The sequence below is a fragment of the Mangrovitalea sediminis genome (genome assembly GCF_002514725.1).
In the GTDB taxonomy this organism is placed as follows: Bacteria; Pseudomonadota; Gammaproteobacteria; order Pseudomonadales; family Oleiphilaceae; genus Mangrovitalea; species Mangrovitalea sediminis.
Genome location: NZ_NTLB01000007.1, coordinates 286,163 through 303,513, shown reverse-complemented (window position 1 = coordinate 303,513; position 17,351 = coordinate 286,163). Strand labels below are relative to the sequence as shown.

General features: G+C 59.9%; 12 protein-coding genes. 8 read left to right on the top strand and 4 right to left on the bottom strand.

Annotation, left to right across the window (positions count from 1 at the left end; genetic code table 11):
* The first annotated feature begins 24 nt into the window (after nt 1-24).
* Together CLR77_RS18440 and CLR77_RS18435 are read left to right on the top strand one after the other, a co-directional pair.
* Nucleotides 25-1,029, top strand: coding sequence for a zinc-dependent alcohol dehydrogenase family protein (locus CLR77_RS18440; RefSeq protein ID WP_198962825.1), 1,005 nt, complete (start codon nt 25-27; stop codon nt 1,027-1,029).
* 201 nt (nt 1,030-1,230) lie between these two features.
* Nucleotides 1,231-2,922: a methyl-accepting chemotaxis protein gene (locus CLR77_RS18435; RefSeq protein ID WP_158227240.1), complete on the top strand. Its 1,692-nt coding sequence runs from the start codon at nt 1,231-1,233 to the stop codon at nt 2,920-2,922.
* 73 nt (nt 2,923-2,995) lie between these two features.
* Here the strand turns inward: CLR77_RS18435 and CLR77_RS18430 are convergent, their stop codons facing one another.
* Both CLR77_RS18430 and CLR77_RS18425 read right to left on the bottom strand, forming a co-directional pair.
* Complete coding sequence (locus CLR77_RS18430; protein WP_097462250.1) at nt 2,996-3,706, bottom strand: response regulator transcription factor; 711 nt, start codon at nt 3,704-3,706, stop codon at nt 2,996-2,998.
* Nucleotides 3,707-3,720: 14 nt separating this feature from the next.
* Nucleotides 3,721-5,589 carry a PAS domain S-box protein gene (locus CLR77_RS18425; protein ID WP_198962824.1) on the bottom strand — a complete coding sequence of 623 codons (1,869 nt, stop codon included), beginning with the start codon at nt 5,587-5,589 and terminating at the stop codon, nt 3,721-3,723.
* 331 nt (nt 5,590-5,920) lie between these two features.
* Here CLR77_RS18425 and CLR77_RS18420 point away from each other — a divergent pair, with 331 nt between their 5' ends.
* The 3 genes from CLR77_RS18420 (at nt 5,921) to CLR77_RS18410 (ending at nt 10,654) form a co-directional block, all read left to right on the top strand.
* Entirely contained in the window at nt 5,921-7,567 is a 1,647-nt protein-coding gene (locus CLR77_RS18420; protein ID WP_097462164.1) for an acyl-CoA synthetase, read from the top strand.
* A 142-nt stretch (nt 7,568-7,709) separates the two neighbouring features.
* Entirely contained in the window at nt 7,710-8,588 is an 879-nt protein-coding gene (locus CLR77_RS18415; protein WP_097462163.1) for a 3-hydroxyacyl-CoA dehydrogenase family protein, read from the top strand.
* A gap of 290 nt (nt 8,589-8,878) precedes the next feature.
* Complete coding sequence (locus tag CLR77_RS18410; protein WP_097462162.1) at nt 8,879-10,654, top strand: acyl-CoA dehydrogenase C-terminal domain-containing protein; 1,776 nt, start codon at nt 8,879-8,881, stop codon at nt 10,652-10,654.
* Nucleotides 10,655-10,663: 9 nt separating this feature from the next.
* Here the strand turns inward: CLR77_RS18410 and CLR77_RS18405 are convergent, their stop codons facing one another.
* Entirely contained in the window at nt 10,664-11,569 is a 906-nt protein-coding gene (locus CLR77_RS18405) for an oxygenase MpaB family protein (RefSeq protein WP_097462161.1), read from the bottom strand.
* A gap of 373 nt (nt 11,570-11,942) precedes the next feature.
* Between CLR77_RS18405 and tatA the strand changes: the two genes are divergently transcribed.
* Nucleotides 11,943-12,188 carry a Sec-independent protein translocase subunit TatA gene (gene tatA, locus CLR77_RS20475; RefSeq protein WP_097462160.1) on the top strand — a complete coding sequence of 82 codons (246 nt, stop codon included), beginning with the start codon at nt 11,943-11,945 and terminating at the stop codon, nt 12,186-12,188.
* A 299-nt stretch (nt 12,189-12,487) separates the two neighbouring features.
* Nucleotides 12,488-13,246: a DeoR/GlpR family transcriptional regulator gene (locus CLR77_RS18395; RefSeq protein ID WP_097462159.1), complete on the top strand. Its 759-nt coding sequence runs from the start codon at nt 12,488-12,490 to the stop codon at nt 13,244-13,246.
* A 158-nt stretch (nt 13,247-13,404) separates the two neighbouring features.
* Here CLR77_RS18395 and CLR77_RS18390 read toward each other — a convergent pair whose 3' ends face one another.
* On the bottom strand, nt 13,405-14,670 hold the full coding sequence (locus CLR77_RS18390; protein ID WP_097462158.1) for a sensor domain-containing diguanylate cyclase: 1,266 nt from the start codon (nt 14,668-14,670) through the stop codon (nt 13,405-13,407).
* A 539-nt stretch (nt 14,671-15,209) separates the two neighbouring features.
* On the opposite strand from CLR77_RS18390, the gene CLR77_RS20525 reads away from it, so the two are divergent.
* Complete coding sequence (locus tag CLR77_RS20525; protein ID WP_097462157.1) at nt 15,210-17,315, top strand: putative bifunctional diguanylate cyclase/phosphodiesterase; 2,106 nt, start codon at nt 15,210-15,212, stop codon at nt 17,313-17,315.
* The last annotated feature ends 36 nt before the right edge of the window (nt 17,316-17,351 follow it).

The following is a 17,351-nucleotide window of genomic DNA, read 5'->3' as shown; positions in this document are numbered from 1 at the left end:
GCAACTCAACGAGAGGACTTCTCCATGTCTGTTTACCCTTCTACCATGCAAACCCTGGTTATCGAAGCCGCCGATGGCCCCTTTGTTCGTGTTGAAAAAACGGTTCCTTCGCCTGCACAAGGGCAGGTACTGGTCAAGATCGCTGCCAGTGGCGTCAATCCTTTGGATACCAAGATTCGAGCCGGTCAGGCAGGACATGCGCAGCACCCATTCCCCGCCGTACTGGGCCTGGATATGGCGGGTGAAGTGGTGGCGGTCGGTCCCGGTGACAGCATCTTCCGCCCCGGCGACAGGGTCTACGGGATGATCGGTGGCGTGGGCGGTGTCCAGGGATCCCTGGCCCAATACGTGGCTGTGGATGCGCGCTTGCTGGCTAAGGCTCCCGAGCGCATCAGTCTGCGGGAAGCGGCAGCGATGCCGCTGGTGGTCATTACCGCCTGGGAAGGGCTGGTGGACCGGGCGCACGTATCGGCCGGCCAGAAAGTGTTGGTGCAGGGCGGTGCCGGTGGGGTGGGTCAGGTGGCAGTGCAACTGGCGCGAGCTTTCGGTGCAGAGGTTTATGCGACCGGCAACGCCAGGCAGGCCGACTTTATCCGCTCTCTGGGGGCGACCCATATTGACTACGAAGAGGTTTCAGTCGACGACTATGTAATGCGTCACACCGAGGGCGAAGGGTTCGACATCATCTATAACACCACCGGTGGCGTCAGTCTGGATGAGGCGTTCCAAGCCGCGAAGATCTATCGCGGTCATGTCGTGAGTTGCCTGGGCTGGGGTTCTCACAGCCTGGCGCCTTTGTCCTTCAGGGGCGCCACCTATTCCGGGGTGTTCACCTTGTTGCCCCTGCTGACGGGCCGGGGGCGCGAGCATCACGGCGAAATATTGAGGGAAGCAGCCCGCTTGGTCGATGCCGACGAGCTCCGTATAAGGGTGGATCCCGGGTCTTTTGACCTGGATACGATCGACGCGGCCCATGAACGGGTTCGCACCGTCTCGGCTCGGGGGAAGGTGGTGGTGGATATCAACTGAAAGTCCATCGACGAAGTCCGGCACTGGAAGGCCGGACTTCGTCGATCAATACGCGCATATTCCTAGACTAGGCGTTGTAAAAATTGGCCAAATACCCGGGCAGAGTCGATGAACATGGTCTTTACTAAGACGGTTTGATTCAAGATTCCGTTAAATTTCCTGAAGACATGTATCGCTTTAATGAGCGCGAAGGCAGACTCTATGAATACCCCGACCTATCAAACGCCGTCCAATCACCAGCAAACAAGCTCTGGAGGCGGCCTTATCAGCAAGTTGGGCACGATACAGGGCAAGCTGTATTCGCTCAGCGTAGCGTTCGTTGCCCTACTGATCGTGGTCATTCTGTTGAGCCTGAACAACTCCTACAACCGTCTGGTCGGCGAACGTAAGAACCAGATCGAGGGTGAAGTCCAGACTGCCGCGACACTCATCGACGGCTTCGTCAAACTGGCGCAGTCCGGAAAGATGTCTGTCGAGCAGGCCCAGGCGGAAGCCAAGAGAGCCGTTGCTGATCTCCGGTTTGGGAAAGACGGCTACTTCTTTATCACGGACATGCATCCGCGGATGATCATGAACCCGATGATGCCCAAGCTGGACGGACGGGATCTTAGCGACCTGAAAGACCCTACCGGCAAGCGCATCATTGTCGACATGGTGCATGTCGTGCAGCAGCAGGAGGCGGGTTTCGTCTCCTATCTTTGGCCGTTACCCGGTTCGAAAAAACCGGTCACCAAGATAGGTTATGTGAAAGGTATTCCGGATTGGGGCTGGATTGTCGGTTCCGGCCTCTACATGGTTCAGGTGGAAGCGGTTTTCCATGAGCAGTTGGTATACTTCGGTGCCGTTGCACTGGTCATTCTCGTTGTTTCTCTTTTCCTCGCCGCCTGGCTGGGCCGTTCCGTAACGCGGCCTATCGGTGCGGTGACGCGCCGGCTGTCGGAAATCGCCGAGGGCGATGCCGACCTGACCCAGCGACTCGATGAAAATCGGCAGGACGAAATCGGCGACCTCGCACGCGCCTTCAACCGCTTCGTGGCACGTATCCAGCGGCTGGTCGGTGAGGTGGCAGCGTCCACCTCACAGGTCGCTGCGGCGGCGGAGGAGTTGTCCGCAACCAGTGAAGAAACGCGAGGCCATATCTCGCGCCAGCGTGACGAAACGGAGCATGCCGCGACGGCCATCAACGAAATGTCGGCTACGGTGCGGGATGTGGCGACGAATGCTTCGGATGCCTCGCAAGCTGCGCGCCTGGCCGATGGAGAAGCCCATCAGGGCCGTGAGGTCGTGGGTGCCGCGGTGAAGGCCATCGATGCGTTGGCGGTGGAAGTCGAAAAGGCTGCGGAAGTCATCAAGGGGGTCGAGGGGCATAGCGAGCAGATTGGCAGTGTGCTCGCGGTGATCAGCGGTATTTCGGAGCAGACCAACCTGCTGGCGCTGAATGCTGCGATTGAGGCTGCCCGTGCCGGCGAGCAGGGCCGGGGCTTTGCCGTAGTGGCGGACGAAGTACGTACGCTGGCGAGCCGCACACAGGATTCGACGGAGGAAATCCGCAGCATGATCGACCGCCTGCGCGGTGGCGCGAAAGATGCCGTATCCGTTATGGAATCCAGCCGTGAGCTGGCCCAGTCCGGTGTCGAACATGCACGGAATGCCGATCAGTCGCTGGAGGCGATCACCCGCTCGGTGGCGCAAATCAACGATATGAATGCCCTGATCGCGACGGCGGCGGAAGAGCAGACGGCCGTTGCCGAAGAGATCAATCGCAACGTCACCAGCATCAATACCTCCACGCAGCAGACCGCCACGGGTGCACAACAGGCGGCGACGGCCAGTGAAGAGCTGGCGCGTCTGGCATCCCAGCTTCAGCAGCTGGTGGGGCAATTCAAGGTTTAAGCAGACTGCGGAGGCATGTGGTTGGTCAGGCGCCGTTACGCATATCCTGACCTCCCCATACCCTCTATCTCGTTCAGGCGGGGCTGGTGTCGCCAGCCTCGTCATCCAGCGGGTCCAGCCAGCCGGCGGCAATCACCATGGCGACCAGGTGGGGCAGGCTCCGCGCATTAAGACGCTTCATGACCCGAGACCGGTAAAGGTCGACGGTCTTGACGCTGACCTCCAACTGCTCCGCGATTTCTCGGTTACTGAATCCTTTTGCCAGCGGTAGCAGGACATCCCGTTCCCGCGGTGTCAGTTGTCCCAGCAATGACAGTATCTTCGCCTTGTAGTGTTGGCGTCGCTGTGTCCGCGCATGCCGGGCCAGGGCACTCTGTACGCTATCAAGCAATAACTGCTCGTTGATGGGTTTTTCCAGAAAGTCGGCAGCCCCGGCTTTGAAGGCGCGGACCGCCAGTGAGACGTCGGCATGGCCACTGATCAGGATCACCGGCAGGTCAACCTGCTGTTGCCGAAGCCGCTCCAGGACCTGTAACCCTCCCAACCCGGGCATCCGGATATCCAGCAGTACGCAGGCGTTCAGTCCGGGGTCGCACTCATCGAGAAACTGTTGCCCGTTGGTGAACGGAATGGCCGTGAGGCCGACGGAGTCCAGCAGCCAAACGAGGGATTCAAGCATGCCCTGATCGTCGTCGACCACGTAGACCCGCTGCTTCGGCGAGCTGGCCGGCTGATCGGACCGGGGCGTTTCCGACGTGCCCGGTGTGGTGGAAGGTGTCGGCATGGCCACTTTCGAATTCATGAGCGATTCCTGCTGATACGGCTGTCGGTTAATGGTGAAGGCGATGAGCGGTCGGCGGCGGTGCGTTCGTCGTTCCCATAGTCCAGTGCCGGCAGGCGGCACCGGAACATCAGGCCGCCTTCGGCCGGGATGGCTTCCAGGTGTCCGCCAAAGCCTTCCGCCAGCGTTCGGCTGATGGACAGGCCGAGCCCCAGGCCTTCAGATTTGCTGGTGTAAAAGGGCGTGAAGAGCTGTTCGGGGCTGTCGCCGACGAAGCCAGGGCCCTGATCGGTGATCCTGACTTCCACCCACCCCTGCTCATTCCTCAGGCTGTCGATAAAGACATCGGACGTTTTGTCGTGACACTCGTGATTGGCTTCGATGGCGTTGCGCAGCAGGTTGATCAGGACCTGCTCCAGCAAGACCGGGTCCACATAGATGTCAGGCAAATCCCCGGCGAGTCGGGGACGAATCTGAACCTGCTTTTCCGCCGCGTCCCACTGGCAGAGCCTGACGGCATGCTCGATGACCTGGTTGACGTCGAGGCGTTGGAGCCGCTGTTGCCCTTTGCGCAGGAAGGCCCGCAGGCGCTTGATCACTTCCGATGCATGATTGGCATGCAGGGTGATCCGGTTCAAGCCCTCGGCGATCTTGTCGACGTCCGGCCCCTTCTCTGGAAGGCGGCTGAGGTATCTCAGGCTGGCGCCCGCGTAGTTAACCACAGCGGCCAGCGGCTGATTCATTTCATGGGCGATGCCGGAGGCCAGCTCACCCAGCGTGGTCAGGCGGCTGGCGTGGGCCAGCTCTTCCTGGTGATGGCGCATCTGGCTTTCCCGCAGCTCCCGTTCTGTCATGTCGCGCGCCACCACGGAAAAATAGCGCCCTCCTTCAGCAGTGGTATGGGCCAGTAACACCAACGACACCGGTAGCTGGGGGCGCCGGTCCGGGTTCCACACCATCTCCGCTTTCCAGACGCCGTTTGCCCGGGCGGCGTCCAGACCATCCAGCAAGGTTTGCCGACATGCCTCGGTAAACAGGCTCTCCAGGGTCGGGAGTGGTGCGTCCTGACCTACAGTCTGATCCTGCTGTTCCGGTGTGCCCATCAGTGCATCGCGGGCAGCCCGGTTGAAATAGGTGAGCCGGCCCTCCGCGTCCAGGAACAGGACCAGGTCGGTCGTGGCTTCGATAACGTCGGCCAGGCGGTGGCGAATCTCTTCTGCCCGGATGCGTGCGCTGACATCGCGCGACACGCTGACGACCTCGTCGACCTCGCCTGAGTAGGCATCGCGAATGGCGTGGCAGGCGGTTTCGAACCACACATAATGACCGTGCCGGTGGCGGATGCGATAGGTCATGGTGTAGCGCCCTGCCAGTTCCAGTTCTTCGCGAGCGCGGTACAACTGGTTCAGGTCGTCCTCATGTAGAAGCTGTTTGATCCGGATGCCGCGCAGTTCCTCCGGCCAGTAGCCCAGGAGGGTCCAGGCCGCCGGTGAGGCGTCCAGGAAGGTACCGTCCTGCGCGTGATGTGAAATCAGGTCCGTCGTGTTTTCGGTGATCAGCCGGTAAAGGCGGCTGGCCTCGGCGGCTTTGCGAACGGCTTTCCGCTCCTGGGTGGCGTCCCTGCCACGGGCCAACACCTGGCCCGATTCGAGGTCGGGGACGAAGGTCCAGAGGAGGATGCGACCGCCCACCTCATGTTCGACCTCTTCGATGGCCCGTCGCTGACGCAGGCTGGCTGATACCAGTGCGGCGAGATTGTAGGGAAGCCAGTGCCAGACGGCCGTGCCATCGATGTCCTGAAGGGCGCGCAAGGCGCCGTTATGACGCACGAGGCGGGCCTCGGCATCCAGTATGGCAGCGGGTTGCGGGTCGTTTTCGAGTAGCACGATAGCCCCTGTCGATGGCAAGAAACGGTGGCGTTGACCGGCGACGAAACAGGCCTTCCATAAGGCTGCGGCTGCATTATGCCGTTTGTCGTCACGTCCTTTCTCGTTGCGGTTCCAGTTTAGCGATCCTTTCTGTTTTAGTATAGTAAAAATACTATATTAATATAGTTATAGTTGTAATTTCCGTGTTTTTTTTCTATAAATAGGCACCGGTGTGTTATGTGCGCCTGATGGTGGGACGTTCGTGTTGAGCCCGTCGCAGGCGTGATGCGTATGAAGTACAGCGTCACTGACGTCAACGACACGACAATAACAGCGAGCGGAATCAGCCATGTCATCGATCTACGATCAGCATCTCGGACAAAACGCCACCAACTATGTGCCTCTGTCGCCGCTGGGGTTCATTGAGCGCACGGCCAGTGTCTATCCGAACCGTGTGGCGATGATTCATGGATCCCAGCGTTATTCCTGGGCCGAAACCTATCGCCGCTGCAAACGTCTGGCGTCGGCGTTGCAGGGGCGGGGTGTCGGCAAGGGGGATACCGTTGCGGTGATGCTGCCGAATATTCCGGCGATGCTCGAAGCCCACTTTGGCGTACCGATGACTGGCGCTGTGCTGAATACGCTCAATATTCGCCTGGATGCGGAAACCCTGGCGTTCATGTTGCAGCATGGCGAGGCCAAGGTGGTGATCGTCGATCGCGAGTTTACGCCGGTGATCCGGCAGGCGTTGCGGGCCATGGACCGCAAGCCGCTGGTGATAGACGTCAACGATCCCGAACTGGGCTCGGCGGACGCGATCAGCCCGCTCGATTATGAAGCCTTCCTGGCGGAAGGCGATCCTGATTTCGTCTGGCAGGGACCGGCCGACGAATGGGATGCCATTTCACTGAACTACACCTCCGGCACGACGGGCAATCCCAAGGGCGTGGTGTATCACCACCGCGGCGCCTACCTGAATGCCCTTGGCAACCAGATGGTCTGGTCCATGGGCATGCATCCGGTCTATCTGTGGACGCTACCGATGTTCCACTGCAATGGCTGGTGCTATCCCTGGACGATCACCGCCTGTGCGGGAACCCATGTGTTCCTGCGCAAGGTCGATCCCCAGCGGGTCCTCACGCTGATCCGGGAGCATCAGGTGACGCATATGTGTGGCGCACCTATCGTGCTGAATGCCCTGATCAATATGCCGGAGTCGGCCAAGGCGGCCATCGATCACCCGGTCAATGCCATGACGGCCGGCGCGGCGCCGCCTGCCAAGGTGATCGGTGCTATCGAGGAGATGGGTATCAAGATTACCCATGTGTATGGGCTGACCGAAGTGTACGGGCCGGTGACGGTCTGTGCCTGGCACGACGAATGGGACGAGCTGCCCCTTGAGCAGCGGGCCCGTATCAAGTCCCGTCAGGGGGTGCGTTATCCGACGCTGGAGGGGGTGCGTGTCGCTGACCCGTCAACCCAAAAGGATGTGCCCCGCGACGGTGAAACCCTGGGTGAGATCTTCATGCGCGGCAACACCATCATGAAGGGCTATCTGAAGAATCCCACTGCGACGGACGAGGCCTTTGCCGGCGGCTGGTTCCATACCGGTGACCTGGCAGTGTGGCATGAAGACGGCTATGTGGAGATCAAGGACCGTCTCAAGGACATCATCATTTCGGGCGGCGAGAACATCTCCACCATCGAACTGGAGGACATCCTCTATCGCCACCCGGCCGTGCTGGAAGCGGCGGTGGTCGCCAAACCCGACGAGAAGTGGGGCGAAACGCCCTGCGCCTTCATCACCCTGAAAACCGGTCACGAAGACGTGACGGAGAAGGATATCATCGCCTACTGCCGCGAGCACCTGGCCCACTTCAAGATTCCCAAGAGCGTGGTATTCGTGCCGCTGCCGAAAACCTCCACCGGCAAGATCCAGAAGTATGTCCTGAGAGACTGGGCCAAAGACCCGTCCCAAATCCAACACGACGGCTGATCCCGGTTACAATCGGTCTGCGCGCCGGCGAGGAGAGCAGGCCTCCGGCGCGGGGTGGCGTTTCCACGCCTGAAGCCGCGAATCGCCCGCGTTTTGCGGAGCGGTCGCGAGGTCAGTCTCATGGCATTTCAACGAGGACAGGATGATTAACGAAAGCAAGGCAGGAACGGACGTGACGATCGGTATCGTCGGTGCGGGACAAATGGGCGGCGGCATTGCCCAGGTTGCCGCTATCACCGGCTTTTCCGTGCGGTTGGCGGATATCTCTCTGGAGGCCGCCGAGAAAGGCGTGGCGACGGTCGTTAAACGGCTGGCATCCCAGGTGGCACGGGGCAAGCTGCCACAGGAAGAGGCTGACGCCATCGCCGGCCGCATTCAGGCGGTCGGTCAGCTCGATGCGCTCGCCGATTGCCAACTGGTGATCGAGGCGGCCAGCGAACGGCTCGACCTCAAACTGGACCTGTTCCGTAAGCTCGACGAACTCTGCGGCGCGGACACCATCCTCGCGTCCAACACCAGTTCGATCAGTATCACGACCATCGCGGCCGCGACCCGGCGTCCCGGGAAAGTTATCGGCATGCATTTCTTCAACCCGGTACCGGCGATGAAGCTGGTCGAGGTGATCGGCGGCCTGGCTACGGATGATGCCACCTTCGAACAGGTGATCGGTCTGGCCCGGCAGATGGGTAAGACGCCGGTCAAATGTCAGGACAAGGCAGGGTTCGTCGTCAACCGTATCCTGGTGCCGATGCTGAACGAAGCCTGCTTCGTTCTCGAAGAAGGCATTGCCAGCGCCAGCGATATCGATACGGCCATGACACTTGGCTGCGCCCATCCAATGGGGCCGCTGACCCTGGCGGACTTTATCGGTCTGGACACCTGCCTCGCGGTGATGGAAGTACTGCACCGTGATTTGGGGGAGGACAAATACCGTCCGGCGCCGCTGCTGCGGAAATATGTGGCGGCCGGCTGGCTGGGCAAGAAGTCCGGCAAAGGCTTCTTCGACTACAGCGAAGCCTGAGACCTGAATCAACGCACCCCGCCACGGTTTGCGGGGGTGTCATCGACTTCCGGCCAGCGTACCTGGCAGCCCTTGGCAACGGTGCCGTCAGAAGGGGCGATGGTCATGTCATCGGGCATGGCCATTCAACGGCGGCACTGAATCCAGGATGCGATGGAGCCGGGACTTTCGTGCCCTGATCGACAGGGCTTTTTTTCCGGTCTCGATTTCATAACCCGACACGAATAGCCGGGCGCAGGCTTTCCTGCGCCCGGCCCCCTGTGCCCGTGTCCCAAGGAGAAAACACTATCATGAGCGGATATCGCCACCCTTTGAATGACACCCTGTTCGTCCTGGATGCCCTGGTTGGTTTCGACCGGCTGGCCGCCGATCTTGGGCTTGACGGCGTCAATCTCGAACTGGCCGAGGCCATTCTCACCGAAGCCGGCAAACTGGGCTCGGAGGTGCTGGCGCCGCTCAATCCGGTAGGCGACCGACAAGGCGCTACCCTAACCGCCGAAGGCGTGCAGGAAACGCCGGGATTTGCCGAGGCCTACCGGCAATACGCCGAGAACGGGTGGCCAGCGCTGGTCGCGGCGGAAGAACTCGGTGGGCAGGGGTTGCCGGCGGTGCTGGGAACGGCGGTCAACGAGATCTGGCACAGCGCCAACATGGCCTTTGCGCTCTGTCCCATGCTCTGCCAGGGGGCGGTTGAAGCGCTGACCGTCCACGGCAGCGAATCGCTGAAAGAGCAGTACCTGCCGAAACTGGTCAGCGGTGAATGGACCGGCACCATGAACCTGACCGAACCCAATGCCGGTTCGGATCTGGCGGCGGTCAGCGCCCGCGCCGTCCCCCATGAGGATCACTACCGGATTACCGGGCAGAAGATTTTTATTACCTGGGGCGACCATCAGATGACGTCCAACATCATCCATCTGGTGCTGGCCCGTTTACCGGATGCTCCCAAGGGTGTGAAGGGGATCTCTCTGTTCATCGTGCCCAAATACCGGCTGGATGCGAATGGCGAGCCGGGTGAGCTGAACGATGTCTGCTGTGTCTCCCTGGAGCATAAACTCGGCATTCATGGCAGTCCTACCTGCGTACTGAGTTTCGGCGACAACGGCGGCGCCACCGGCTACCTGGTCGGCGAGCCCCACAAGGGCCTGATGTACATGTTCACCATGATGAACAACGCCCGGCAGGCCGTCGGGCTGCAGGGGTTGTCCATCGCCGAGCGCGCCTATCAGCAGGCGCGCCAGTATGCCCGGGAGCGCCTGCAGGGAACCCGTGCCGACGGCACGCGCATACCGATCATCGAACACCCTGACGTGCGGCGCATGCTGATGATCATGAAGGCGGGTACCGAAGCGATGCGGGCATTGGCGCTGGTCGCCATGGCCGAAGACGACAGGACCAAGGTGCCGGATGGACAGGAGTCCGCCCATCACGGTCGCCTGGAACTGTTCACCCCCATTGTCAAAGGCTGGATGACCGAGATGGCACAGGAACTCACCAGCCTGAATGTCCAGGTGCACGGTGGGATGGGCTTTATCGAGGAAACCGGTGCCGCCCAGCATTTCCGCGACGCCCGTATCCTGCCGATCTACGAAGGCACCAGCGGCATTCAGGCGCTGGACCTGATCGGACGCAAAACCCTGTCGAATGGGGGCGCCCACCTCGGGGCGCTGTTCGAGGAGATGGCGGAGACCCTGGCAGAGTTCGACGGTCAGGAAGATGCAGACCTTGTGGCCATTGCTGAAGGACTCGGCGAGGCGCTGGCCCAGGCGAAGTCGGCCGCCGACGAGGTTTTGGCCAGCGCTGTCGACCCGGCTCTCGCCGGTTCCGTCAGCTTCAATTTCATGATGCTGATGGGTTATCTGTGCGGGGGCTGGTTAATGGCAAAGAGTGCCTTGTGCGCCGATCGCCAACGGCGGTCGGGCGAGGGCGATGCGGCCTACCTCCAGTCCAAATGTGTCACTGCGCGATTCTATGCCGAACACCTGTTGCCAAGGGTCGTTGCACATCGACGGACGATGCAGGCGGGTAGCGGGAGCGTTATGGCGCTGAGCGTCGAACAGTTTTGACAGAGCAGGTTACCCTGACGGCATGTCCGGTTGGTTTGGACGTGCCGTGTTTTCTCCCATGCGCCGACGGGCGCGATTGGAGGCGCTTTCGCGGAGGGCCCACCTCAGGGTGGGCGCGATGCCCTGCATACCGAGCCGGGCCAGCTGGCGCTGAGAGGCGGTAAGCCTTAGGTCGCCAATTTCACTGGCCCAGTCGGGCAGCAGATCGATGCCGGCGCGGGTCATCAGCCGGCCGAGCGGCTTCGTCAGTCGGCTGGGTGAAGGGGCATTGAGGAGGAGCGACAGCACTTCCGCCGTACGCCGGTCATAGGTGAGCTGTGGCCGCATCCGCTGCAGGTACGCCTCCACGGCGTGACGGGAGCGGGGCACCTCCGTGGCGCCCAGCGCTTCGGCGACGATGGCGATTTCATCGTAATAGCGGTCCTGATCGTCCTCGCTCAGGTCCGGGTTGCAGTAGCGCAGGTGAGCCGCCAGAAAACTGCGGACTTCCGCCACGTGGACCCAGGTCAGCAGGGCCGGGTCGCTCGCTGCGTAGGGGCGACCGTCCGGTGCGACGCCGCTGACCTGACTGTGGATGTGCCGTACCTTGTCGATCAGGCGGCGGGCGTCCGCCGTGGGCGCGAAGGTGGTGCCGGCGATGAATCGGCTGGTCCGGCGCAGGCGTCCGATCATATCCTCACGGAAATTCGAGTGATCCCAAACTCCTGCCAGCGCGAGCGGATGCAGCATCTGCAGCATCAATGCGCCGATACCGCCGCACAGCATGGATGGGAAGTCGCCGTGCACCTTCCAACACACGCTGTCCGGGCCGAACAGGCCGGGGTCACCGACCGGATGGTCGTAATCGATACCGCCCAGTGACATACCGGTCAGGCCGAAGATCTGCTTTTCAATGCGTTTTCGGAAGAAGTTCAATGTGTACCCGTTTCCAGAGAATGACGCTGCTGAAAGTCATTCTATGCGATGGGATAGATTGCCCGACAGGTTTTCCGGAGGCTATAACGTCTTGAATATGCCCCTGAGGCGCCACAACGCATTTTGTGGCGTTGCCTTGTTTTGGCGCTGAGAACGATGTGTCCGGAAAGGCATCACTGGGGAGCGTGGTTTACCTGGGCCGCCTGTCGGGAAGGTTGCCGTCAGGGTTGAGGTGTGGATCACTGCTCCTTGGCTTCCCGTTGCGAGTGTGCACTAAGGAAAATTACTTGCGCGCTTACGTTCAATCTGGAACATGGTGACGTTCTGCAACTGGACGTAGAATCTGACTCAAACAATAACAAGGAGTCCCATCATGGGCGGCATCAGCATCTGGCAACTTCTGATTATCCTGGCCATCGTGGTCATGCTCTTCGGTACACGTAAACTGCGCAACATCGGCAGCGACCTCGGTGGCGCCGTAAAGGGCTTCAAGGAAGCCATGGGGACCGAAGGAAAAGAAGCAGCCTACCAACCCAATCGTCTGGACTCGGACGATGCCAGCTTTACCGATATTGACCGACCCCATGCCTCCAGCGAGACGCAAGGAAAACAGCGCTGATACCTGCCCGTCAGGTGACGGGGCTCGTTTGTCCCGCAGCTAGGCGCCGTTGTTTCGGGTTTCGCTGTCGAGAACGGTCGGCGGACTGTGTTTGATATCGGCTTTTCTGCGTTACTGGCATGTGCGCTCATAGCCCTGCTTGTGCTGGGACCGATTGCCGTATCCGACGCGTTGCAGGTGTTTTGGATTCGCCCGCCCGCTTCCGCCTTTTCCGGCATCCCTGTGTGACCAGGAGAGTTCGGTATTGTTCGAAACTGTTGCATACTAGGTTCGCATCTTCGTAGTCTCAGAGGAAAGACATGTCGCAGCCGCGTCGCCACAGCCTGATTCTGCAGCAAATCCAGCAGAATGGCTTCGTTACTATCGATGAGTTGGTAGAGTTTTTCGGTGTTACGCCGCAAACCATTCGTCGTGACCTCAACCAGCTGGCCGACGAGGGGCGTATCAAACGTCATCATGGCGGTGCCAGCACCGAGTCGAGCACCGTCAATCTGGCGTATCAGGATCGCAAGATCTGGAACCTCGAAGCCAAAAACCGCATCGCCGCTGCACTGGTCAAGATGATTCCGGATGGCGCTTCGATGTTCATCAACATTGGTACCACGACGGAAACGATCGCCCGGTCGCTGTTGGCGCATCACAACCTGAATGTCGTCACCAACAACATTCATGTCGCCTCCATTCTCAATGCCAAGGAAGACTTTCGGGTCATTATTGCAGGGGGAGAGGTGCGGCAGCGTGACGGCGGCATCGTGGGTGAGGCAACACGGGACTTTATCAACCAGTTCCAGATGGATTTCGGCATTATCGGCATCAGCGGCATCCATTCCGACGGCTCGCTGCTGGATTTCGACTACCGTGAAGTCCGGGTTGCCCAGGCGGTGATTGCCAATTCCAAGCAGGTTATTCTGGCGGCAGACCACTCCAAGTTCGGTCGCAGTGCCATGGTGCGTCTCGGCAACATCAGCCAGGCGGATCACCTCTTCACTGACCAGGAACCGCCTCCCGAAATCATGGACATATTGCGCGAGCACCAGGTTAAGCTGCACATTGTCTAGTGATGGAAAACTGCAAGCGCTATTTCGGTTGTGGTGACTGGGGGTATCTTTCCAGAATAGGGTAAAGCCGATCTCTGTTGTCTTCCTTGCCTCTGTGATGGAGAGCCATGTCCAGCCCGGTCGGCAGTGACGGCAGCGCCTGTCAGTGTCTGCGGAGTTCAGTAGCAGACCAGATTACGGGACAGCTGCTTGCCCTGGTACAAGGCAGCGTCGGTCCTTCTTTGAAGACGTTCTCCCGAGTGGTCACTGGGTTCTACCTCGCCTACGCCTGCGGTGATGGTGACTTGCAGCACCTGACCATCCAGATTGAAAGCGTGATCCGCAATAGCCAGGCGTAAGCGTTCGGCTGTCATCGTTGCTTCGGCTTTCTCGGTAGCCGGCAGGATAATGGCAAACTCTTCCCCTCCGATACGAAAAACACTGTCGGAGACGCGCAGCTGTTCCTTGATCAGCGCGCTGGACTCTCTGAGTATCAGGTCTCCAGCGGCATGACCGTATCGGTCATTCAGGGATTTGAAGAAATCAAAATCGTAGATGATCAGCGAAAAGGGCGTACCCGTGCGCTGGTACTCCGCAAACCTCTGTCCTAACTCCTGGTCGAAACGCTTACGGTTGAAGAATGTCGTCAATTCATCGGTTACCGACTCATGCCGTAACCGCTGTTCCAGCAGCTTTTGATCAGTAATATCGCGAATCACGCCCAAGGCGATCTTTTGATCCGGCTCGCGATCAGAAAACTCCACAACTTCTTCAACCCAGATGGATTCGCCGGCAGCACCTCTGATACGAAATTCCGCCCGGTGCCTCTTCACCTGTCTCAGAACATCAAAATCTGCGATCACGCGATCGCGGTCTTCGGGATGACACCGGTCACGTATAAAATCGAAGCTGGGTTTGACGTCATCGGGCAACTGCAACAGTGTTCTCATCGCATCTGACCAGAGCAGGACACCCTCGTTCAGGCGCGCTTCCCACCATCCCATGCGGCCCAGATTGAGTGCCTGTTGGAGTCGGGCGTTCGCCCGCAACAAATCGCGCTTGAGGAACTCTACCGCAACGCGGTCGGAGTTATCCCGCACAACTGCCATGACCATGGATCTGCCGTCGAGCTCCATCCCGTTGAGTATGATGTCAACCGGAAAGACACTGCCATCGGCGCGTCTCCCGAAAAAATACAGACCGCTACCCATTGGCCTGACCTTCGGGCCTGCAAAGTAGCCTTCCACATGCTGAGCATGATCGAAACGCAGTGCTTCGGGGATCAAACGGTCCAGATGGGCATCCCGCAGTTGATCGGCATCGTAGCCAAACAGCTTACACAGGGGCGTGTTTACCAGGATGATGCGCTGCTCCGCATCTACCACAAGCGCGGCGTCCGGTAGGGCTTCCATCACCCCGTGCACGCCTTCTTTTTCAATCAACACTTGGTTCCCCCGCCGAGCCCGGTAGATTTTTCAATACAAACCCTAACCATCGACGGCCCGCTCCCGTCAAAAAGCTGAGCGTGACAGCGATCTCAACTCATCGCTACACAACTACGCCTTTGTCGCTCTCAAGGTTGTAGTACAATGTGTCGCTTATGTAAACCATTGTGTCGTTTATGTAAACCATTTGCCCGTCATGTCCGACAAAACCCTTCAGCCGTGGCTTGTACTGAAGTGGTTGCCTTTGTCTCAACGCCTAACTGGCATCAACGCTGTCCTGTGGGTACGGCGTTGATGAAAGCCCTCAGTCCCCCGAGTAGATGACTCGCCCTCCGGTCGGCACCAGCTTGCTGAGCTGATGCATCATCGCTATGCCGACCGGCTGGCGATGGTTTCCTGCACCGCCTCAACCTCCAGACACCTTGCCTGGCGCGGGGTGCGTTCGGGCTGGCCGATGGTACTAATGTACACTATGTCTTCTTATTACCCTTGGTACACTATGTCCTCTTGTTACCCTTGGTGCGTTTGGCTGTCCACTGATGTCTACTGTTGCCGCCTCAAGTCAGCCCGCGAACTCCCAGGGCTCAATATGCCTGCTGTCCAATCCGATCCGGACCGCTCCGGATGCCGTTCTTATCCTCGACCGGGACTCCTGCCGGATCCGTTACTGCAACCCGGACGCGAAAGGTCTGCTGGGACGGGAGGGCACGTCCCTGATCGGTTCACATCCTGTAGACATCCTTCAGGACCTGACGGCAGAGGACTTCACTGCGCTGGTCAAACCCCTGTTGGCGGGAGAGCGGGATTCGTTGGAGGCGCAGGCACGGATAGCCGGCCCCGAGGGTAGACCGATTCACGTCCGGCTGCTGTTCCAGGTTGCCGATTGCGGCGACAGCCGTTGTCTGATACTCGTGCTCACCGACCTCTCAGCGCAGCGAGATGCTGAACGTCGGTTGCAGGTGGCCGCCAGTGTCTTCAACAGCAGTTATGAAGCGATCATGATCACTGACGGGTGCAACCGGATTATTGAGGTGAATCCGGCATTCACACGTATCACCGGTTATGAAAAACATGAAATTATCGGTTGTGACCCGCGGTTGCTCAGTTCCGGCAGGCACTCCGAGAAGTTCTACCGGCAGCTCTGGCGGGCTGTGCTGGAACATGGCCACTGGCATGGTGAGATCTGGAACAGGCGCAAGAACGGTGATGTCTATCCCGAGTTGCTGTCGATTGCCCGGCTCGGCAACGAGGATGCCGATCTGACCCGCCATGTTGCTATTTTTGCCGACATTTCCCGGCTCAAGAATCATGAACAGGAGCTGGACCGGGCCGCCCACTATGACGCCCTCACCGGGCTGCCGAACCGGCGGCTGCTGACCAGCCGCATGGACCATGCCATTGCCCGGGCGGACCGGCGGGGCGACTCCCTGGCGGTCTGTCACCTGGACCTGGACAGTTTCAAGTCGGTAAACGATCGCTTCGGACATGCCGCCGGCGACCGTCTGCTCAAGATTGTGGCCGATCGCCTGGCCGCCAGTGTACGACACGAGGATACCGTTGCCCGGGTGGGCGGCGACGAGTTCGTTCTGCTGCTGGCGAACGGCGGGGACAGCGGAGTCTACGAACGGATTATCACCCACATCGGCGAACCGGTGACGCTGGATCAGCACCCAGTCAGCCTTTCGGCCAGTCTCGGCATCACGCTTTACCCCGGGGATCAGGCCGAAGGAGACCCGCTGCTGCGCCATGCCCAGATGGCCATGTACGAAGCCAAGGAAGCCGGCCGGAACCACTACCACTTCTTCAACCCGGTGCAGGATGCCAAACGGCGGATTCGTCGCAATCATCTCGCTGCACTGGAACAGGCCATCGACCAAAATCAGCTGACGCTGCATTTTCAGCCCCAGGTGGATCTGCGCCGGGGACGGGTGGTGGCCTTTGAGGCGCTGGTCCGCTGGAACAAGCCCGGAAAAGGGCTGATACCGCCCGGTGAATTCCTGCCCTATCTGGAGGGAAGCCATCTGGAAACCCGGTTGGGAGACTGGGTCCTTGAGCAGGCTATAACGTCCGCTTCCCACTGGTGGAAACAGGGGCTGGGGATTGGCATCGGTATCAATGTCAGTGCGCTGCAGTTGCTGGACACAGGCTTCATTTCCAAACTGGAACAGTCGCTGGCCCGACACCCCGGTATGGACCCGGCCCTGGTGCACCTGGAGATTCTGGAATCCACCGCCCTCAACGATCTCGAGCGCGCCAGCAGGGTGCTGGAGCAGGCCAGCGACATGGGGCTGAAGATCGCGCTGGACGACTTCGGCACCGGCTATTCATCGCTGTCCTATTTCCGGTCACTGCCTGTTCACCAGCTCAAAATCGATCAGAGTTTCGTGCGCGATATGCTGACCGATGAAGACGGCCACGCGATCGTCGAGAGCGTGATATTCATGGCCCAGCGTTTTCGGCGTACCGTCGTCGCAGAAGGTGTGGAAGCCCTCGCCCACGCGGATCGGCTGCTGGAGCTGGGATGCGACCTCGCCCAGGGTTATGGCATCGCGAGGCCTATGCCTCTGTCGCAGACGCTGCCCTGGTGCCGTCAATGGCAGGGCGGACGCGACGCCGGCCTCCGCGGCGACGTCGGTACCCACTAAAAAACGGGAAGGATTTTTATGCCCTTTCGGGGGCTG